Source organism: Streptomyces sp. RLA123, from assembly GCF_056270165.1.
Window position 1 is genome coordinate 5,092,841 of record NZ_JBWDOR010000003.1, and the last position, 19,339, is coordinate 5,112,179.

A 19,339-nucleotide genomic window follows, 5' to 3' on the forward strand; every position below is an offset into this window, starting at 1 on the left:
GGTGGCGCAGCTACCACCTCGTGATTGGGAGGCCGCAATGGTGATGGGCGGACGGCGCAGCGGCAGGCCGACGCTGGAGGAGGTCGCCGCGCGGGCCAGGGTGGGCCGCGGCACGGTCTCCCGGGTGATCAACGGATCGCCGCGGGTCAGTGAGCACGCCAAGGCCGCCGTCGAGGCCGCGATCGCCGAACTCGGCTACGTGCCCAACCGCGCGGCCCGTGCCCTGGCCGGCAACCGCACCGACGCCATCGCCCTGGTCGTCCCGGAGGCGGAGACCCGGCTCTTCGCGGAGCCGTACTTCTCCGACATCATCCGCGGCGTCGGTGCCGAACTGGCCGACACCGACATGCAGTTGCTGCTCACACTGTTGCGGACCCCGAAGGAGCGGCAGCGCTTCGCCGAGTACCTCGGGGCCCACCGGGTGGACGGCGTCCTGCTGGTCTCGGTCCACGAGGACGATCCGCTGCCCGACATCCTGGAGCAGATGGAGATGCCCACGGTGCTCAGCGGCCGCCGCTCCGACCGGGAGTCGGTGGCGTACGTCGACTCCGACAACGTCGGCGGCGCCCGCTCGGCGGTGGCGCACCTGCTCGGCCGCGGCTGCCGGGCCGTCGCCACCATCACCGGGCCGCTGGACATGTACGTCGCCCGCTGCCGCCTCGACGGCTACCGCCAGGCGATCGGGGACGCCGACGTGGTCCCGGACGACGCCCTGGTCGCCCGCGCCGACTTCACCGAGGAGGGCGGCCGCGCCGCGATGCGCGCCCTGCTGGAGCGGCGGCCGGACGTCGACGCCGTCTTCGCCGCCTCGGACGTCATGGCGAGCGGCGCGCTGCAGGTGCTGCGGGAGAACGGCCGCCGGGTGCCGGACGACGTGGCGCTGATCGGCTTCGACGACTCCGCGGTGGCCCGGCACACCGACCCGCCGCTGACGAGCGTCCGCCAGCCCATCGAGGAGATGGGCCGCACGATGGCACGGGTCCTGCTGGAGGAGATCGGGGCCGCCAGCGCGACCCGGCGGCACGTCGTCCTCGCCACGGAACTGGTGCGCCGGGAGTCGGCATGAGGACGGGGCGCGGCGCCTCGGGGTGACCCCCGCCACAGTGAGAAGGGTCACGGTGTGATATCGCCCCGCGGGGGGCTCGGCCGGGGCTCGCTGTCGGACCCGGCCGATAACATCACGGGTATGTCACCGACCGTTCTGGACCGTCGATCCGTCGAGGCCGCCAATGAGGCAATACGGCGGTACGTGGCGGGCCGGCGTACCTGGTCGCGCGCCGAACTGGCCGAGCTGGACCGCCTGCGGGCGATCTGGCAGGCCGCCCGCCAGGGCCACGGCCGCGGCCGCACGCAGGGCCGCAAGGGCGAGGAGTAGGACCTCCCCGGCAATGCCGACACAAGATGTCGGGTATGCCGGGGAGCATCGTCGTATGACGACACGCTGGGCGGACTTCGAGGCCGCGCAACCCGGCCTCGCACAGGCCGTGACCACACGATTCAGCCCCTACAAGCACCATGTGCTCGCCACGCTGCGGGCCGACGGCTCCCCGCGGTTGAGCGGCATCGAGGCCGAGTTCCGGCTCGGGGAGCTGTGGGTCGGCATGATGCCGAACTCGCGCAAGGCCCTCGACCTCCGCCGCGACCCGCGCTTCTCCCTCCATGTGAACCCCGGTCCCGGCACCTCCATGGACGGTGGCGACATCCGGATCAGCGGCCGCGCCGTCGAGGTCACCGACCCCGCCGCCGTCGCCCGCTTCACCGGCGAGGTGACCGTGCCGGAGGGCCCGTTCCACCTCTTCAGCGCCGACCTGACCGAGGTCGTGCGGACGTATGTCGACGACCCCGACATCGTGGTCCAGGTCTGGCGCCCTGACAGCCCCGTGCGCACCCTGCGGCGCGGCAACGACGAGGGGCCACCGCGCGAGGAGGGCTGAGCCCGGGTCAGCCCGCAGCGAAGGGACTGCCGCCGTCGCGCACGATCGCGACCAGGTCCCCGAGGTGCCGCAGGGCCGCGGTGTGGAGCTGGGGACCGTAGCTGATCCGGGCGACCCCCAGCTCCGCCAGCCGGGACGTCGTGGGACTGCCGGGCAGGGCCAGGACGTTGACGGGGCGTCCGCCGGCGGCCGCGACCAGGGCCGCCGTGGTCTCCTCGTCCAGCGGGCCGAACGGATACACGCAGTCCGCGCCCGCCTCCAGATACAGCCGCGCCCGCCGGGCGGCCTCCGCGAGCCGCTCCTGCGCCGGCGTCCCGGCCTGCACCAGGACGTCGGTGCGGGCGTTGATCACCAGGTCCGGATCGGCAGCGCGGACGGCGGCGAGGAAGTCGGCCTGATCCGCGGCGTCCACGAGGCGGCCCGTGCGCGGATCGGTGTCCTCCAGGTTGCAGCCGACGGCCCCGGTGGCCGCCAGCCGCTCGGCGAACTCCGCCGGGCCGAATCCGTACCCCCGCTCCATGTCCGCCGTCACCGGGACCCCGGCCGCCCGCACGACGCGCGCGACCGCGGCCAGCATCTCCGCCGGCGGTACGACCTCCCCGTCGGGGTGGCCCAGCGACGCCGCCACGGGCGCGCTGCCGGTGGCGATGGCGGGGAATCCCGCGTCGGCCACCACGCGCGCCGAGGCGGCGTCCCAGACGTTGGGCAAAATCAACGGGCGGCCGGGAACGTGCAGCGCGCGCAGGCGGGCGGCGAGCTGCGCGCGGGAGGAGTCTGCTGTGCTCATGGGCCCACGGTAGGCGGGCCACCGTCCGGGCGCCCGGTCCCGTCGCGCGCCGCCGGGACGGGCCACTCGGCCGAGCGGGCGCGACGGCGGGTGCGCCCGGCGCGGGTCTGCCGCAAGCTGGAAGGGTGACCAGCACTCCCATCGTCGTCTCCCTCGTCCACGAGGGGGACCCGCCGTTCCGCATCGTCCAGATCGGCGGTGAGACCGTGGGCATCGCCTACGACCTCCTCGACGTCGTCCGTATCGCCCACGAGGCCGGCATCGACCACGTGGATCTCGACGACCCGGCCGCCGTGCGCTGGGTCGGCGGCGCCAAATACCACTGGAAGCTCTGATCGGCGCCCTCTCACGCTGCCTCTCACGCTGCGCCCCGCGGTGATCAACCAGGGCCCTGTCCACCGATGTTGATGTGCGAAGCTGTCGTCTGCCGTCCGCGGGCCGGGAGCCCGGGCGGCCGTCGAGAGGAGCGCAGCGTGAGACAGGACGGCTTCCGCGCCGAGGAGATAGACACCAGCAGGCCACACCCTGCGCGGATCTACGACTACCTGTTGGGCGGCAAGGACAACTACGAGGTGGACCGTCACGCGGGCGACGAAGTCGCCGCCGCGGCGCCCGAGGTGAGGCTCGGCGTACAGGCCAACCGGGGCTTCCTGCAGCGCGCCGTCCGGTACGTCGTCGGCAGCGGTGTCCGCCAGATCCTCGACATCGGCACCGGGCTGCCCACCTCGCCGAACGTGCACGAGATCGCGCAGGAGGCCGCCCCTGACGTGCGCATCGCGTACGTCGACAACGACCCGATCGTGAACACGTACGCCAGCACGCTGCTCGGCCGCTCCGGCGCCACCAGCGTCGTCCTCGCCGATCTGCGCGATCCGCGGGCCATCGTGGACCACCCCGACGTCCGCAAGGTCATCGACTTCGACGAGCCGGTCGCCCTGCTGCTCGTCGCCGTCCTGCACTTCCTCACCGACGCGGAGCAGCCCGGGCAGGTCGTCGCCACCCTGCGCGACGCGCTCCCGGCCGGCAGCTTCCTGGTGCTCTCGCACGCCACGGGCGACTTCGCCGACCGCAGCGAGGCCCAGGCCGTCTACAGGAAGGCCACCGCCTCCTTGAACCTGCGCTCCCGCTCCGAGGTCGAGAGCTTCTTCGACGGCTTCGAGCCGGTCGCCCCCGGCCTGGTCCAGGTCCCGTTCTGGCACCCGGACACCGAGCCGTCGCCGCGTTCCGGCGAGATCGGCTTCTACGGCGGCGTGGCCCGCAAGGCCTAGGCACGCGGGAGCCGGGCACCGGCGACCGGGCAGGGCACCTGAACCGCGCAGACGCGGTTCAGGTGCCCTGCCCGGTCGGGCACGAAAAGGGCCCGGTCTGCTCTCGCAGACCGGGCCCTTTTCCTTCAGGGTGAGTGACGGGACTCGAACCCGCGGCATCCTGGACCACAACCAGGTGCTCTACCAGCTGAGCTACACCCACCATGACCGGCGCTTGTGTTTCCTTCGCACCGGCCGAGGAAAAGTGTACAGGGTTCGGGAGGGTGCTCGCGCCTACGTTTCCCGCGGGTCGGTCACTTCGCCGTTTCCACAGGTAGGACGTGCTTCGCGGCGATGGCGCGGGCGGTGTCCGTGTCGGGTCCCGGCTGGGGGACGAAGACGGCCTCGCGGTAGTAGCGCAGCTCCGCGATGGACTCGCGGATGTCGGCGAGCGCGCGGTGGTTGCCGTTCTTCTCGGGGCTGGCGAAGTAGGCCCTCGGGTACCAGCGGCGGGCCAGTTCCTTGATCGAGGAGACGTCCACGATGCGGTAGTGCATGTACTGCTCGAGCGTCGCCATGTCGCGGGCGAGGAAGCCCCGGTCGGTGGAGACGGAGTTGCCGCACAGCGGCGCCTTGCGGGGCTCTCTCACGTACTGGCGCACGTAGTCCATGACGAGCTTCTCGGCCTCCCCCAGGGTCACGCCGCCGTCCAGCTCCTCCAGCAGCCCCGAGGCGGTGTGCATCGTGCGGACGATGTCGGGCATGCTCTCCAGCGCTTCCGCGGGGGGGCGGATGACGATGTCGACCCCCTCCCCGAGCACGTTGAGCTCCGAGTCGGTGACGAGCGCCGCCACCTCGATCAGAGCGTCCTGGGCCAGGGAGAGCCCGGTCATCTCGCAGTCGATCCACACCATCCGGTCGTTCATACGTCTCACCCTACGGGGCGATCCCGTGGAGCAGGCACAGCCGCGTTCCTGCTGCGTCCGTCCCGGCCGTCGCGGGGCCGCCGCAGCGGGTGCACCTCGCGGGCGTCGAAGCGGCTGCCGGCCTGCTCGGGTATGCGGGCCGCGTAGGTGTCGGGGTCCTGCTTGACGAGGCCGGCGCCGGCCGGCGGACCGCCCTGGCCGGGGATGGGGAGCACGCCGCCCGCGGTGCGCTCGGTCGCCTGCGGGGAGCCGCGGCGCGGCGTGGGCACGGGGCCGCCGGACGCCTCGTGGCCGCGCGGGTCCTTGGCGGCCGCGGGCGCGTCGGGTTCCTCGTGGGGGCGCCGGGCGCGGAAGGCGGCCCGGTAGGAGGCGGGGGAGGAGCCGAGCTGCCGGCGGAAGTGGCCGCGCAGCGCGACGGGGGAGCGGAAGCCGCAGCGGGCCGCGACCTCGTCGACGGAGTAGTCGGAGGTCTCCAGCAGCCGCTGCGCCTGAAGGACGCGCTGGGTGATCAGCCACTGGAGGGGGGCGCTGCCGGTCAGGGTGCGGAAGCGGCGGTCGAAGGTGCGGCGGCTCATGTAGGCGCGCGCGGCGAGGGTCTCCACGTCGAACTGCTCGTGGAGGTGCTCCAGGGCCCACGCGACGACCTCGGCGAGCGGATCGCCCCCGATCTCCTCCGGTAAAGAGCGGTCCAGATGCCGTGGCTGGCCGGCCCAGTCGCCCCTGCGCGGCGGTACGACCAGCCGGCGGGCCAGCGCGTTGGCGGCCTCGCCGCCGTGGTCGGTGCGCACCACGTGCAGGCACAGGTCGATCCCGGCGGCGGTGCCGGCGCTGGTGAGCACGTCACCGTCGTCGACGAAGAGTTCGCGGGGGTCGACATGGACCGAGGGGTAGCGCTTGGCCAGCGTCGGCGCGTACATCCAGTGCGTGGTGGCGGGGCGGCCGTCCAGCAGTCCGGCGGCGGCGAGCACGAAGGCTCCGGTGCACAGGCCGATGATGCGCGCGCCCTCCTCGTGGGCGCGGCGCAGCGCGTCCAGCGCCTCGGGGGGCGGCGGTTGCGAGATGGAGCGCCAGGCGGGCACGACGACCGTCCCGGCCCGCGACAGCGCCTCCAGCCCGTAGGGCGCGGACAGTTCGAGGCCGCCGGTGGTGCGCAGCGGGCCGTCCTCGCCGGCGCAGACGAGCAGTCGGTAGCGGGGCACCCCGGCGTCCTGGCGGTCGATGCCGAACACCGACAGGGGAATCGAGCTCTCGAAGATGGGGCCGCCGCTGAACAGCATGACGGCCACGACCTCCTGACGGCGGCGCGCCGACAGCTTGCGCGGCGCGCGTCCGGCGGCCGGGGCGGCGGACGGGCCCGCCGCGGAGGCGGCGACGGCCGGTGCGGCGGGAACCCCCGGGACATTCGGCAGGCCGTGGGCCCCCGAAGCCGCCGGAGACAGTGACAGTGCGGTGGACATGCCGGCGGCCGACTGGATCTCCGCCATGGTGCCGGTCCTGGACTCCTGGTTCATGGAGCTGGGGCCCCCCTCGGTCGACTCGTCCTCTCGGTCCTGCACGGATCCCCCGCCGTCGTTTCTCAAGATCGAATCTACTGGCTCAGTTGCATCCGCAATGGCAAGTTCATCACCTGCCGGTATGTCGACATGACCACGTGGCGTGAAGCATTCGATCACGAAGCGTTCCGCTCGTGAAGTGTGCCTCGAAGCGGTGGACAGGCGCACAAGCGCTGTGCGCCCCCTCATTCCGGTTCCCCACCGGCGGTAGGGCGGTTGGCGGTGGTGTGTCCCAAGTGGCCTTCACCACAGGGAAGTTGGCTGAAAATGAGGGGAAGCACTGCACGCGCCCCAGGTCAGCGCCCCGTCGTGCGCCCCCCGGGTGGCCGGTGAGCGAGTGCGCCCCCAGGCGCAGAAGGAGCCCTGAGGACGATTCCGGATATGGCCGGTGGCGGACAGGCCGCGACGGGCGGCGGAGGGGCGACTTGTCCGGTTGGCGACGTGGCGTTGCGCTCGGCGCCGCGCTCCGGCATTCTCCTGGAAACTCCGGGGTAAGGGGACGCTGTGAAGGTCCGCGCACCCCTGTGCAGTGGCCTGGGGCCGCCGTACTCTGGAGTCAGCGGGAAGGGCAGCCCCTTACCGGTCGAAATCCGGCCGGTCCCGCGGCCCCCGCACTGTTGTTGTCCGCCCTCTCGGTGCCACCGGCGCCGACCTTGCCGAGAAACCGCATCATGGCCGGTTACGAGCTTCCCGAGCCCGCCGACGGAAAGCCGCTCGCCGAATCGGCGGCGGCGCCGCAGGCGGACTCCGAGCTGCGCGCTGCCTGCGACCCCGCCTTCAGGCACGGGGTGGTGGTCGGCTTCGACGGCTCCATGTCCAGCGAGCGGGCGCTCGCGTACGCCATCGGCATGGCACGCAGGTCGGGTTCCGCGCTGATCATCGTGCACGTCGCCAACCGCCTGCCGGCCACCGTGTGGGCCGGCTGCGAACCGCCCGTCTTCGTCGACGTCCCCGACCACCGCACCGAGGTGCTCGGCCTCGAACTCGCCTGCGCCGACCACCTCTCGGAGGTGCCGTGGATCCTCGTCGAGCGCGGCGGGGACATCTGCCACGAGCTGGAGGAGGTCGGCCGGGAGTACGAGGCCGACGCCATCGTGGTGGGCGGGACGCACGGGATCATCGGCAAGATCTTCGGTTCGGTCGCCGGACGGCTCGCCCGGCGTGCGCAGCGGCCTGTCGTGGTCATTCCATAACGATTCGGCGCCAGTTGCCGTGAATGCCGGCTCCCGGGGATTGCTTGTGCCCTTGTGAAGGGTATCTCACCTGCAGTTTCTTCCCTCGAACACGAAGGGGGCCGGCGGTGGACAACGACGTCTCCACGGCACGTTCAGCGGGAGCCGGCGCAGCGGCTCTGGGATATCTGGCACTCGGCCTGACACTGATCGCCTACGGGCTGTTCAGCACGGGCGTCATCGACAACGCCGCGGCGGCGGACGCCGCGCGGCTCGCGCTCTTTGTCGGCGGCATCACCCAATTCGTCGCCGGCATGTGGGAGTTCTACGGCGGCAACGGCTTCACGGGCACCGCATTCGCCTCGCTGGGCGCCTTCTGGGTGACCTGGTCCGGCGGGTCCGGCGCGGGTGCGGGCAAGGAGGTCGTCGGGCTGTTCATGCTCCTGTGGGCGCTGCTGGCACTCACCCTCACGATGGCGGCCTGGCAGATGGGCGGCGTGGCGCAGGCGGCCTTCGGGCTGCTGACCGTCTCCGCCGCACTGTCCGGCGTCGCCGCCCTGGCCTCCAACGGCGGACTCGGCAAGGTGGCCGGATGGATCGGCCTGGCGGCCGGCGTGGTCGCCTGGTACGGCGGCACGGCACTGCTCACCAACGCCGCCTGGGGCCGCCGGGCCCTGGCGGACGGCTGGCGGCTCAGCGTCCCGCACCGCGGGCACGCGGCCTGACCCACCGGTACGGACAGGCCCCCCACGCCGCAGGGCGTGGGGGGCCTGTCCATGTGTGCGGGGGCGCAGGGGGCGTCCGGGTCCGCTATTCCACCGTGACCGACTTCGCCAGGTTGCGCGGCTTGTCGATGTCCCGGCCCAGCGCCAGCGCCGAGTGGTACGCCAGCAGTTGCAGCGGGATACCCATCAGCACCGGGTCGAGCTCCGGCTCGTTGCGCGGGACGACGATGGTGTGGTCGGCCTTCGCCTCCACCTGGTGCGCCACCGCGAGGATGCGGCCGCTGCGGGCCTTGATCTCCTCCAGCGTCGCCCGGTTCTTCTCCACCAGCTCGTCGTCCGGGACGATCGCCACGGTCGGCACCGACGGCTCGATGAGCGCCAGCGGGCCGTGCTTGAGCTCGGACGCCGGGTAGGCCTCCGCGTGGACGTAGGAGACCTCCTTGAGCTTCAGCGAGGCCTCACGGGCGACCGGGTAGCCGCGCACGCGGCCGACGAACATCATGCTCTTGGCGTCCGCATACTCCGCCGCCAGCTTCTTGATCTCGTCCTCGCCGGCCAGGACCTCCGCGATCTGGCCGGGCAGCTTGCGCAGGCCCTCGATGATCCGACGGCCGTCGGCGACCGACAGGTCGCGGATCCGGCCGAGGTGCAGCGCGAGCAGCGCGAAGGCCACGGCGGTGTTCGTGAAGCACTTGGTGGACACCACGCACACCTCGGGGCCCGCGTGCACGTACATGCCGCCGTCGGTCTCCCGGGCGATGGCGCTGCCGACCACGTTGACCACGCCCAGGACGCGGGCGCCCTTGCGCTTGAGCTCCTGGACGGCCGCGAGGGTGTCGTAGGTCTCGCCGGACTGGCTGACGGCGATGTACAGCGTGTCCGGATCGACCACCGGGTTGCGGTAGCGGAACTCCGAGGCCGGCTCGGCGTCGGCCGGGATCCGGGCCAGCTCCTCGATCATCTGGGCGCCGATCTGGCCTGCGTGGAACGCCGAACCGCAGCCGAGGATCTTCACCCGGCGCACCGCCCGCGCCTCGCGGGCGTCGAGGTTCAGCCCGCCCAGGTGGACGGTGGAGAAGCGGTCGTCGATCCGGCCGCGCAGCACGCGGTCCACCGCGTCCGGCTGCTCGGCGATCTCCTTGTGCATGTACGTGTCGTGGCCGCCGAGGTCGTAGTTCTCGGCCTCCCACTCGATGGTGGTCGGCTCGGGCGACGTGCGGCTGCCGGCCGTGGTGTACGTGCGGTAGTCGCCGGCGGTCAGGGTGGCCATCTCGCCGTCGTCCAGGGTGACGACCTGGCGGGTGTGGCGGACCAGGGCGGCGACGTCGGAGGCGACGAGCATCTCGTGCTCGCCGATGCCGAGCACGACCGGGGAGCCGTTGCGGGCGACCACGATGCGGTCCGGGAAGTCTGCGTGCAGGACGGCGATGCCGTAGGTGCCCTCGATGCGTGCCAGGGCCTGCTGGACCCGCTCCTCCAGCGTCTCCGCCTCGGAGCGCGCGATGAGGTGGGCCAGCACCTCGGTGTCGGTCTCGGAGGCGAAGACGACGCCGTCGGCGGTCAGCTTGGCGCGCAGTTCGTCGGCGTTGTCGACGATGCCGTTGTGGACGACGGCGACCTTGCCCTCGGCGTCCAGGTGGGGGTGGGCGTTCTCGTCGCTGGGGGCGCCATGGGTGGCCCAGCGGGTGTGGGCGATGCCGGTGGTGCCCGCGAAGCGCTTGGGGACGCGGGCCTCCAGCTCACGGACCCGGCCCTTGGCCTTGACGGCCTTCAGGCCTCCGGATTTGCCCGTGATCACTATGCCCGCCGAGTCGTACCCGCGGTACTCCAGCCTCTGCAGGCCTTCCAGCAGCAGCGGCGCGACCTCGCGCCTGCCGATGTATCCGACGATTCCGCACATGGATGTTGTCCCTCCCGATCGTGGTGCGGCCCGTACGCCGTGGGGTCCGGCGAGACGGCCGTGGACGCGAGTCAGCCGTAGACGATGCGGCGCAGCTGCCGCAGCGAGAACTCCGGCGGGGCCACCGCGCGGTGCGGCAGCTCGGCGGTGATCTGTTCGAAGATCTCCGCGTTCTGCAGCCCCTTGGACTGCAACTCGCGATGGCGCCGCCGTACGAAGTCCTCGGCCGTCTCGTCGAAGTACGCCAGGACGTCGAGGACCACCCGGGCGGCCTCGCCGCGGCTCAGCGGCGTGGTCCGCACCAGGTGGTCCACCAGGTCGTCATAAGGCGTCCGGCGTTCGAGCACCGGTCGATACTGCGGGAGGGGCGGGAGGGTTTGCAAGAATCCTGCCCGATATCGGGCAGGCGGCATGGAAAACTACGCCGGAAGGCCGAGCTCGCGCGCGATGAGGATGCGCTGGACCTCGCTCGTGCCCTCGCCGATCTCCAGGATCTTGGAGTCCCGCCACATGCGCGCGACCGGGTACTCGTTCATGAAGCCGTAGCCGCCGTGGATCTGCGTGGCCTCCCGGGCATTGGTGACCGCGCTCTCGGAGGAGTAGAGCTTGGCCATCGCCGCCTCCTTCTTGACCGGCTCGCCTGCCACCAGCCGCGCGGCCGCGTCCCGCCAGGCGAGCCGGGCGGTGTGGGCGCGCATCTCCATGTCGGCGATCTTGAACTGGATCGCCTGGTTGGTGCCGATCGGACGGCCGAAGGCGACCCGCTCCTTGGCGTACGCCAGCGACTCGTCCACACAGCCCTGGGCCAGGCCCGTGGCCAGCGCCGAGATCGCGATCCGGCCCTCGTCCAGGGTGCGCAGGAACTGCGCGTAACCGCGGCCGCGCTCGCCCAGCAGGTTGGCGGCGGGCACCCGGCAGTCGGCGAAGGACAGCTCACGGGTGTCCGAGGCGTTCCAGCCGACCTTGCTGTACTTCTTGGACACCGTGAAGCCGGGCGTGCCGGACGGCACGATGATCGAGGAGATCTCCGGGCGGCCGTCCTCGCCGCGCCCGGTGACGGCGGTGACCGTGACCAGGGCGGTGATGTCCGTGCCCGAGTTGGTGATGAAGCACTTGGTGCCGTTGATCACCCATTCGCCGGTCGCCTCGTCCAGGCGCGCGGTGGTGCGCGTGCCGCCCGCGTCCGAGCCGCACTCCGGCTCGGTCAGGCCGAAGGCGCCCAGCTGCTCGCCCGCGGTCAGGCGAGGCAGCCACGTCCGCTTCTGCTCCTCGGTGCCGTAGCGGAAGACCGGCATCGCGCCGAGGGATACCCCGGCCTCCAGGGTGATCGCCACCGAGGAGTCCACCCGGGCCAGTTCCTCCAGAGCCAGGCAGAGGGCGAAGTAGTCGCCGCCCATGCCGCCGTACTCCTCGGGGAAGGGCAGCCCGAACAGGCCCATGCGGCCCATCTCGCGGACGATCTCGTAGGGGAACTCGTCCTGCTCGTAGAACTCGCCGATCTTCGGAGCTACGACGTCGTGCGCGAACTCCTCGACCGTGCGGCGGAGTTCCTCGTACTCGGCGGGGAGCCGGTGGGCGGTCGTCATGGCAGTGATCACTCCTGGTGGGAGAGGGCGCGGACGGTACGGGAGGGGCTGGGCCGGCCCAATTGCCCGGCCATCCACACGCTGGTGGCGGTGAGACGGCCGATGTCGACGCCGGTCTCGATGCCGAGGCCGTCGAGCATCCAGACCAGGTCTTCGGTGGCGAGGTTGCCGGTGGCGCTCTTGGCGTACGGGCAGCCGCCGAGACCGCCGGCGGAGGCGTCGACGACGCCGACGCCGTGCCGGAGGGCGGCCAGGGTGTTGGACAGTGCCTGGCCGTAAGTGTCGTGGAAGTGCACGGCGAGCCGGTCGACGGGCACGCCGAGGCCGGTCAGGGCGTCCAGCAGGGCCACCACATGGCCGGGGGTCGCCACACCGATGGTGTCGCCGAGGCTCAGCTCGTCGCACCCCAGGTCGTACAGGCGCCGGGCGACGGAGGCGACCTGGCCGACCGGTACCGCGCCCTCCCAGGGGTCGCCGAAGCACATCGACAGATAGCCGCGGACCCGGGCCCCCGCCTCGCGGGCACGGGCGACCACCGGCGCGAACATCGCCAGGGACTCGTCCACCGTGCGGTTGAGATTGGCCTTGGCGAAGGACTCCGTGGCGCTGCCGAAGACGGCGACCTCGCGCACGCCCAGGGCGAGCGCCCGCTCCAGACCGCGGTCGTTGGGCACCAGCACCGGCAGCCGCACGCCCTCGCCGAGGTCGTCCAGCAGCGGCATCAGCTGCTCGGCGTCGGCCAGTTGGGGCACCCACTTGGGGTGCACGAAGCTCGTCGCCTCGATGGTCGTCAGACCGGCGCCGGCCAGGCGGTGCACGAACTCCGCCTTCACCTCGGTCGGCACGGTGGTCTTCTCGTTCTGCAGACCGTCGCGCGCGCCGACCTCGTGGATGCGGACCCGGCGCGGCAGCCCGTCCAGGGGTACGGCCATCGGCAGTCCGGGACGTTCGTCGCCGGCCGTCACTTCGCCTCCTCCTGCCGCGGGTCCTGGTGCGGCGTGACGACGGCGAGTACCTGGTCCATGGCGACCGTGCTGCCCGGGCTCACGTCGATCTCGGTGACCGTGCCGTCGTGCGGGGCGGTGATGACGTGCTCCATCTTCATCGCCTCGACCACCAGCAGGCTCTGGCCCGCGGTGACCTCGTCGCCCTTGGCGACCTTGACCACGGTCACCGTGCCGGGCATCGGCGCGGCGAGGGTGTCCACCCCGCCGGCGCCCGCGCCGCCGTGCAGTGCCGCCTCCACGGGGTCGTACGCCTGGACGTGCCAGCCGTCGCCGTCCCGGCCGAGCCACTCACCGGCGTGGTCGAAGGCATGGGTGACACCGTCCCACTCCACGGTGACCCGTGGTCCCGCCCCGGCGGCCAGCCGGGCCTTCACGGCGGGGGCGTCATCGACGCGCACCTCGGCGTCCCCCGCGCGGCCGCGCACGCGCAGTGCGACCGGCTCCCGTCCCGGGACGCGCAGCCAGTGCGGCGTCCACGCGGGCTCGCCGCCCAGCCGCCAGCCGCTCGGCACCGAGAAGGGATCGGTCCAGGCCGGTGACGGATCCGCCGGCTCCAGGGCGGCGTGCCGCAGCAGCGCTGCCGCCGCGTAGACCTCCGTGGGCACCTCGGACGGTACGAGCCCGGCCAGTTCGCGGTCGATCAGCCCGGTGTCCAGCTCGCCGGAGACGACCTGGGGGTGCGCCAGCAGGCGCCGCAGGAAGCCGGTGTTGGTCTCCAGCCCCAGCACGCTCGTCCCCGCCAGCGCCGCCCGCAGGCGGCGCAGGGCGGTGGCGCGGTCCGGGCCGTGCGCGATGACCTTGGCCAGCATCGGGTCGTAGGACGTGCCGATCTCGCTGCCCGTGGTCAGCCCGGAGTCGACGCGGACGCCCTCGCCCACGGGCTCGTGCAGGGCCAGCACCGTGCCGGCCGAGGGCAGGAAGCCCCGGGAGGGGACCTCCGCGCAGATCCGCGCCTCGACGGCATGGCCGCGAAGGGCGATGTCCTCCTGGACGAGGGGCAGCCGTTCGCCGGCGGCGATCCGCACCTGCCACTCCACCAGGTCCAGCCCGGTGACGAGTTCGGTGACCGGGTGCTCGACCTGCAGCCGCGTGTTCATCTCCATGAAGCAGTACGCCTCCGGGTCGGCGCCGGGGACGATGAACTCCACCGTGCCCGCGCCGACGTAGCCGCACGACAGCGCGGCCTGCACGGCTGCGGCGCCCATGGCCGCCCTGGTCCGCTCGTCCAGCAGGACGGAGGGGGCCTCCTCGATCACCTTCTGGTGGCGGCGCTGGAGTGAGCACTCGCGCTCGCCGAGGTGGACGACATGGCCGTGGCCGTCGGCGAGCACCTGGATCTCGATGTGCCGGGGGCGGTCGATCCACCGCTCCACCAGCAGCGTGTCGTCCCCGAAGGAGCCGCGGGCCTCGCGCCGGGCGGCCGCGATCTCCTCGGCGAGCAGCGCCTCGTCGCGCACCAGGCGCATACCCTTGCCGCCGCCGCCGGCCGACGGCTTGAGCAGTACAGGGGTGCCGATCTCCAGTGCTGCGGCCGTCAGTTGCCCGTCGGTGAGGCCGCTGCCGCTGCTGCCGGGCACCACAGGAACCCCGGCGGCCTGGACGGTCTCCTTGGCGCGGATCTTGTCGCCCATCAGCTCGATGGCGCGCGCGGGCGGCCCGATGAAGACCAGTCCGGCGTCCTCGCAGGCACGGGCGAAGGCGGCGTTCTCGGCGAGGAAGCCGTAGCCGGGGTGGACGGCCTGGGCTCCGGTGCGGGCGGCCGCCTCCAGCAGCCGCTCGGCGGACAGGTAGCTCTCGGCGGCGGCCGCCGGGCCGATGCGTACGGCGGTGTCGGCCTCACGCACATGGCGCGCGTCGGCGTCCGCGTCGCTGAAGACGGCGACCGAGCGCACCCCGAGCCGCCGCAGGGTGCGGATGACCCGGACCGCGATCTCGCCGCGGTTGGCGACCAGGACGGTGTCGAACATCTGCGGAGTCACGGTCGTCCCCCTACATCCGGAAGACGCCGTAGCCGGGCGCCTCGGGATCGCGTTGCGGAATGGGCGCGTTGGCGCATGCGGTGAGGGCGAGCCCGAGCACCTGGCGGGTCTGGAGCGGGTCGATGACGCCGTCGTCCCAGAGCCGGGCCGTCGCGTAGTACGCGTTGCCCTGCTCCTCGTACTGCGCGCGGATCGGGGACTTGAAGCCCTCCTCGTCCTCCGCCGCCCAGGTGTCGCCGGCCGCCTCGATCTGGTCGCGCTTGACGGTGGCCAGCACGGAGGCCGCCTGCTCGCCGCCCATGACGGAGATCTTGGCGTTGGGCCACATCCACAGGAAGCGCGGCGAATAGGCGCGCCCGCACATCGAGTAGTTGCCCGCGCCGTAGGAGCCGCCGATCACGACGGTGAGCTTGGGCACGCGGGTCGTGGCGACCGCGGTCACCATCTTGGCGCCGTGCTTGGCGATGCCGCCCGCCTCGTACTGCCGGCCCACCATGAAGCCCGAGATGTTCTGGAGGAACAGCAGCGGGATGCCGCGTTGGTCGCACAGCTCGATGAAGTGAGCGCCCTTCTGGGCGGATTCGGAGAACAGGATGCCGTTGTTGGCGACGATGCCGACCGGGTGGCCGTGGATGCGGGCGAAGCCGGTCACCAAGGTGGTGCCGTACTCGGCCTTGAACTCCGCGAAGCGGCTTCCGTCGGTGATGCGGGCGATCACCTCGCGGACGTCGTAGGGGGTGCGCGAGTCGACCGGGACCGCGCCGTAGAGGCCCGCGGGATCGACGGCGGGCTCCTCGACGGGCGCGACCGTCCAGGGCAGCGCGCCGCGGTCGGGCAGGGTCGCCACGATGTTCCGCACGATGCGCAAGGCGTGGGCGTCGTCCTCGGCCAGGTGGTCGGTGACACCCGAGACGCGGGAGTGGACCTCGCCGCCGCCCAGCTCCTCGGCGGTCACGACCTCGCCGGTGGCGGCCTTCACCAGCGGCGGGCCGCCCAGGAAGATCGTGCCCTGGCCGCGCACGATGACCGCCTCGTCGCTCATCGCGGGCACATAGGCGCCGCCCGCCGTGCACGAGCCGAGCACGGCGGCGATCTGCGGGATGCCGCGCGCCGACATGGTGGCCTGGTTGAAGAAGATCCGGCCGAAGTGGTCGCGGTCGGGGAAGACCTCGTCCTGGCGTGGAAGGAAGGCCCCGCCGGAGTCCACGAGGTAGAGGCACGGGAGCCGGTTGTCGAGGGCGATCTCCTGCGCGCGCAGGTGCTTCTTGACCGTCATCGGGTAGTACGTGCCGCCCTTGACCGTGGCGTCGTTGGCGACGATCACGACCTCGCGACCGGAGACCCGGCCGATGCCGGCGACGACGCCCGCGGCCGGGGCCTGCCCGTCGTACATCCCGTCGGCGGCCAGCGGCGCCAGCTCCAGGAAGGGCGATCCGGGATCGAGCAGTCCGTCCACGCGGTCGCGGGGGAGCAGCTTGCCGCGCGCGGTGTGCCGGGCGCGGGCTCTCTCTCCGCCGCCGAGCGCGGCAGCGGCGAGCTTCTCGCGCAGCTGCGCGGACAGCTCGGCGTGCGCCTTGGCATTGGCGTGAAAGGCCTCGCCCGCCGGATCCGCGGCGCTGACGAGGACGGGTGCTTCCATGTCGCGGGCCCCCGGGTGTTAGCGGTCGTTAACTGTGATGTCGCCTACGTTAGCGGTCGTTAACACGACTGTCTAGAATGTGAGGACCACGAGATCGCGGGGGGCGGCCGGACGCCGGGCGCCGCCCGGAAAGGTGAGGTGTGGAGCCCACGAGGACGGCCGCGAAGGCGGCAAGCGGCAGACGCGACCAGATCCTTCAGGAGGCCGCGCGGCTCTTCGCCGCACGCGGGTTCCACGGCGTCGGTGTGGACGAGATAGGGGCGGCCTGCGGCATCAGCGGCCCGGGTCTGTACCGGCACTTCGCGGGCAAGGACGCGATGCTGGCCGAGCTGCTCGTCGGCATCAGCGGCCGGCTGCACGCGGCGGGCCGGATGCGCGTCGCCGAGGCGGGCGATCCCGCCGCCGCGCTGGACGCGCTGGTCCAGGGGCACATCGACTTCGCCCTGGACGACCGGGCGCTGATCATCCTCCATGACCGGGAGCTGGACCGGCTGCGCGAGTCCGACCGCAAGCTGGTGCGCCAGTTGCAGCGCCAGTACGTCGAGCAGTGGGTCGCGGTCGTCCGGCAGGTCCACCCGGGGGCCGCGGAGGCCGAGGCGCGGGCGGCCGTGCACGCCGTCTTCGGCCTGCTCAACTCGACCCCCCACCTGGGTCCGCACGGCGGGCTGCCCGGGCGGGCGGCGACGGCCGTGCTGCTGCACCGGCTGGCCCTGGGCGCTTTTGCCGCTCTGGACAGTCCGCGCGACCGGGAAGTAACTTACTGAGCGCTTGCTTATTTCGCTCGGTCTGCAGAGGAGGCGCCAAGTGCGTCGCACGGTATTCAACGAGGACCACGAGGCGTTCCGGGAGACCGTCCGGGACTTCATCGCCCGCGAGGTCGTCCCGGTCTACTCGCAGTGGGAGGAGTCCGGCTACCCGCCGCGCGAGTTCTACAACCGCCTCGGTGAGCTGGGCATCTTCGGCATCGAGGTGCCGGAGGAGTACGGCGGCGCCGGCGTCACCGGCTGGAAGTTCAGCGCCGTGGTGACCGAGGAGTGCGCCCGCGCCGGGGTCAGCTTCGGCAGCAGCGGTGTGCACACCGGCCTGGTGCTCCCCTACCTCCTCGAGTTCGCGAACGAGGAGCAGAAGAAGCGCTGGCTGCCCGACTTCATCAGCGGCGACATGATGACGGCCATCGCCATGACCGAGCCGGGCACCGGCTCCGACCTGGCAGGGATGACCACCAACGCCAAGCTCTCCGCGGACGGTACCCACTACGTCCTCAACGGCGCCAAGACCTTCATCACCGGCGGTGTCGTCGCCGACCGTGTGCTCGTGGTCTGCCGCACCGCGCCCGCGAGCCCGGAGGACCGCCGCGGCGGCCTGTCGATCCTCGTCGTCGACACCAAGAGCGAGGGCTACGCGGTCGGCCGCAAGCTGGAGAAGATCGGCCTGCGCACCTCCGACACCGCGGAGCTGTCCTTCACCGACGTCAAGGTGCCCGTCGAGGACCTGCTCGGCGAGGAGGGCAGGGCCTTCTCCTACCTGGCCCACAACCTGCCGGTCGAGCGCCTCGCGATCGCTGTGGGCTCCTACGCGCAGGCCGACGCGGCCGTCCGCTTCGCCGGCCAGTACGTGCGCGACCGCAAGGTCTTCGGCAAGGCCGTCGCCGAGTTCCAGAACACCAAATTCGTGCTCGCCGAGTGCGCCTCGGACGTGGACGCCATGCAGGCCGTCGTCGACCGCGCGCTGGAGGCCCACGAGCAGGGCGACTTCACCGCCGCCGACGCCGCCCGTGCCAAGCTGTTCTGCACCGAGACGGCGGCCAAGGTCATCGACCGCTGCCTCCAGCTGCACGGCGGCTACGGCTACATGCTGGAGTACCCGATCGCCCGCCTGTACGCGGACAACCGCGTGCACCGCATCTACGGCGGCACCAGCGAGGTCATGAAGTCGATCATCGCCAAGTCGATGGGCCTGTGACCGAGCGGTCCGCCGCCCGGCCCGAGAGAGCATTGTGACCAACGCGACTCTGCAGTCCCTGCTCGATCTGCTCGACCTCGAGCGGATCGAGCAGGACATCTTCCGCGGCGCCAGCCGCTCGGCCGTCGTCCCACGCGTCTTCGGCGGCCAGGTCGCCGCCCAGGCGCTGGTGGCGGCCGGGCGCACCGTGCCCGAGGGGCGCGACGCGCACTCCCTGCACGCGTACTTCCTGCGCATGGGAGACCCCGGCGCCCCGATCGTCTACCAGGTCGACCGCATCCGCGACGGCCGCTCCTTCACCACCCGGCGGGTGGTGGCGGTGCAGCACGGGCAGCCGATCTTCCACCTCTCCGCGTCCTTCCAGACGTACGAGGAGGGGCTGGAGCACCAGGAGCCGATGCCGGCCGCCCCGGACCCGGAGTCCCTGCCCACCGGCGAGGAACTGCTGCGGCCGCACGCCGACCGCTTCCCCGACCCCACGGTGGTGGACCGTCTCCTGGAGGCGCGTGCCGCCGTCGACCTGCGGTACGTGGACCAGCCGCCGTTCCTCGCCCATGAGCGCGGCCCGCGCGAAGCCCGCTCCCAGGTGTGGTTCCGCACCAACGGCAAGCTCGCCGACGACCGGCTGCTGCACGTCTGCCTGGCCACCTATGTGTCGGACATGACGCTGCTGGACTCCGTGCTCCTGGCGCACGGGCGCGGCGGCTGGGCGCTCGGCGACGTGGTGGGCGCCAGCCTGGACCACGCCATGTGGTTCCACCGGCCGTTCCGTGCCGGACGAGTGGCTGCTGTACGACCAGCAAAGCCCGTCCGCCTCCGGCGGCCGTGGGCTCGGCACCGCCCGCATCTACACCCAGGACGGGCGGCTGGCCGTCTCCGTCATCCAAGAAGGACTCGTCCGGGTCCCGCGCACGTCGTAGCC

18 protein-coding genes, 1 tRNA gene and 1 pseudogene are annotated in these 19,339 nt (G+C 72.2%); 10 read left to right on the forward strand and 10 right to left on the reverse strand.

Going from position 1 to position 19,339, the window contains the following annotated elements; translation table 11 throughout:
* Positions 1-37: 37 nt before the first annotated feature.
* The 3 genes from RV983_RS23225 to RV983_RS23235 all read left to right on the forward strand — a co-directional run bounded on the left by RV983_RS23225 (position 38) and on the right by RV983_RS23235 (position 1,934).
* Entirely contained in the window at positions 38-1,066 is a 1,029-nt protein-coding gene (locus RV983_RS23225) for a LacI family DNA-binding transcriptional regulator (protein ID WP_475987668.1), read from the forward strand.
* Between the two features lie 120 nt (positions 1,067-1,186).
* Positions 1,187-1,375, forward strand: a complete 189-nt coding sequence (locus RV983_RS23230; RefSeq protein WP_360906048.1) for a hypothetical protein — start codon at positions 1,187-1,189, stop codon at positions 1,373-1,375.
* Positions 1,376-1,430: 55 nt separating this feature from the next.
* On the forward strand, positions 1,431-1,934 hold the full coding sequence (locus RV983_RS23235) for a pyridoxamine 5'-phosphate oxidase family protein (protein WP_475987669.1): 504 nt from the start codon (positions 1,431-1,433) through the stop codon (positions 1,932-1,934).
* A 7-nt stretch (positions 1,935-1,941) separates the two neighbouring features.
* Here RV983_RS23235 and RV983_RS23240 read toward each other — a convergent pair whose 3' ends face one another.
* A complete protein-coding gene (locus RV983_RS23240; RefSeq protein WP_475987670.1) occupies positions 1,942-2,721 on the reverse strand; it encodes an isocitrate lyase/PEP mutase family protein in 780 nt (259 codons plus the stop codon).
* 125 nt (positions 2,722-2,846) lie between these two features.
* Here RV983_RS23240 and RV983_RS23245 point away from each other — a divergent pair, with 125 nt between their 5' ends.
* Both RV983_RS23245 and RV983_RS23250 read left to right on the forward strand, forming a co-directional pair.
* The gene (locus RV983_RS23245; protein ID WP_475987671.1) at positions 2,847-3,056 is read left to right on the forward strand and encodes a hypothetical protein; all 210 of its coding nucleotides are present in this window, start codon (positions 2,847-2,849) and stop codon (positions 3,054-3,056) included.
* 138 nt (positions 3,057-3,194) lie between these two features.
* Positions 3,195-3,989 carry an SAM-dependent methyltransferase gene (locus RV983_RS23250; RefSeq protein WP_475987672.1) on the forward strand — a complete coding sequence of 265 codons (795 nt, stop codon included), beginning with the start codon at positions 3,195-3,197 and terminating at the stop codon, positions 3,987-3,989.
* 129 nt (positions 3,990-4,118) lie between these two features.
* Here RV983_RS23250 and RV983_RS23255 read toward each other — a convergent pair.
* From RV983_RS23255 to RV983_RS23265, 3 genes are all read right to left on the reverse strand, one after another.
* A tRNA-His gene (locus RV983_RS23255) sits at positions 4,119-4,191 on the reverse strand.
* A gap of 91 nt (positions 4,192-4,282) precedes the next feature.
* Positions 4,283-4,894, reverse strand: a complete 612-nt coding sequence (gene orn / locus RV983_RS23260; protein WP_475987673.1) for an oligoribonuclease — start codon at positions 4,892-4,894, stop codon at positions 4,283-4,285.
* Between the two features lie 5 nt (positions 4,895-4,899).
* Positions 4,900-6,207, reverse strand: a complete 1,308-nt coding sequence (locus tag RV983_RS23265; RefSeq protein ID WP_475990428.1) for a helix-turn-helix domain-containing protein — start codon at positions 6,205-6,207, stop codon at positions 4,900-4,902.
* 911 nt (positions 6,208-7,118) lie between these two features.
* Between RV983_RS23265 and RV983_RS23270 the strand changes: the two genes are divergently transcribed.
* Together RV983_RS23270 and RV983_RS23275 are read left to right on the forward strand one after the other, a co-directional pair.
* Positions 7,119-7,640 carry a universal stress protein gene (locus RV983_RS23270; RefSeq protein WP_475987674.1) on the forward strand — a complete coding sequence of 174 codons (522 nt, stop codon included), beginning with the start codon at positions 7,119-7,121 and terminating at the stop codon, positions 7,638-7,640.
* A 107-nt stretch (positions 7,641-7,747) separates the two neighbouring features.
* The gene (locus RV983_RS23275; protein WP_475987675.1) at positions 7,748-8,344 is read left to right on the forward strand and encodes an acetate uptake transporter; all 597 of its coding nucleotides are present in this window, start codon (positions 7,748-7,750) and stop codon (positions 8,342-8,344) included.
* An 85-nt stretch (positions 8,345-8,429) separates the two neighbouring features.
* Here the strand turns inward: RV983_RS23275 and glmS are convergent, their stop codons facing one another.
* The 6 genes from glmS to RV983_RS23305 form a co-directional block, all read right to left on the reverse strand.
* Positions 8,430-10,244: a glutamine--fructose-6-phosphate transaminase (isomerizing) gene (gene glmS / locus RV983_RS23280; RefSeq protein WP_475987676.1), complete on the reverse strand. Its 1,815-nt coding sequence runs from the start codon at positions 10,242-10,244 to the stop codon at positions 8,430-8,432.
* Positions 10,245-10,315: 71 nt separating this feature from the next.
* Entirely contained in the window at positions 10,316-10,591 is a 276-nt protein-coding gene (locus RV983_RS23285; RefSeq protein ID WP_475987677.1) for a hypothetical protein, read from the reverse strand.
* Positions 10,592-10,663: 72 nt separating this feature from the next.
* Positions 10,664-11,830, reverse strand: coding sequence for an acyl-CoA dehydrogenase family protein (locus RV983_RS23290; RefSeq protein WP_475987678.1), 1,167 nt, complete (start codon positions 11,828-11,830; stop codon positions 10,664-10,666).
* 8 nt (positions 11,831-11,838) lie between these two features.
* Positions 11,839-12,762 (reverse strand): hydroxymethylglutaryl-CoA lyase, encoded by a 924-nt coding sequence (locus tag RV983_RS23295; RefSeq protein WP_475990429.1) that lies wholly within the window; start codon positions 12,760-12,762, stop codon positions 11,839-11,841.
* Between the two features lie 29 nt (positions 12,763-12,791).
* Positions 12,792-14,804, reverse strand: coding sequence for an acetyl/propionyl/methylcrotonyl-CoA carboxylase subunit alpha (locus RV983_RS23300; RefSeq protein ID WP_475990430.1), 2,013 nt, complete (start codon positions 14,802-14,804; stop codon positions 12,792-12,794).
* A gap of 22 nt (positions 14,805-14,826) precedes the next feature.
* Positions 14,827-16,455: a carboxyl transferase domain-containing protein gene (locus RV983_RS23305; protein ID WP_475987679.1), complete on the reverse strand. Its 1,629-nt coding sequence runs from the start codon at positions 16,453-16,455 to the stop codon at positions 14,827-14,829.
* A 140-nt stretch (positions 16,456-16,595) separates the two neighbouring features.
* On the opposite strand from RV983_RS23305, the gene RV983_RS23310 reads away from it, so the two are divergent.
* The 3 genes and pseudogenes from RV983_RS23310 to RV983_RS23320 all read left to right on the forward strand — a co-directional run bounded on the left by RV983_RS23310 (position 16,596) and on the right by RV983_RS23320 (position 19,337).
* A complete protein-coding gene (locus tag RV983_RS23310; protein ID WP_475987680.1) occupies positions 16,596-17,219 on the forward strand; it encodes an SACE_7040 family transcriptional regulator in 624 nt (207 codons plus the stop codon).
* 40 nt (positions 17,220-17,259) lie between these two features.
* Positions 17,260-18,417, forward strand: coding sequence for an acyl-CoA dehydrogenase family protein (locus RV983_RS23315; RefSeq protein WP_475987681.1), 1,158 nt, complete (start codon positions 17,260-17,262; stop codon positions 18,415-18,417).
* Between the two features lie 34 nt (positions 18,418-18,451).
* Positions 18,452-19,337 (forward strand): annotated as a pseudogene (locus RV983_RS23320) (acyl-CoA thioesterase).
* Positions 19,338-19,339 lie beyond the last annotated feature (2 nt).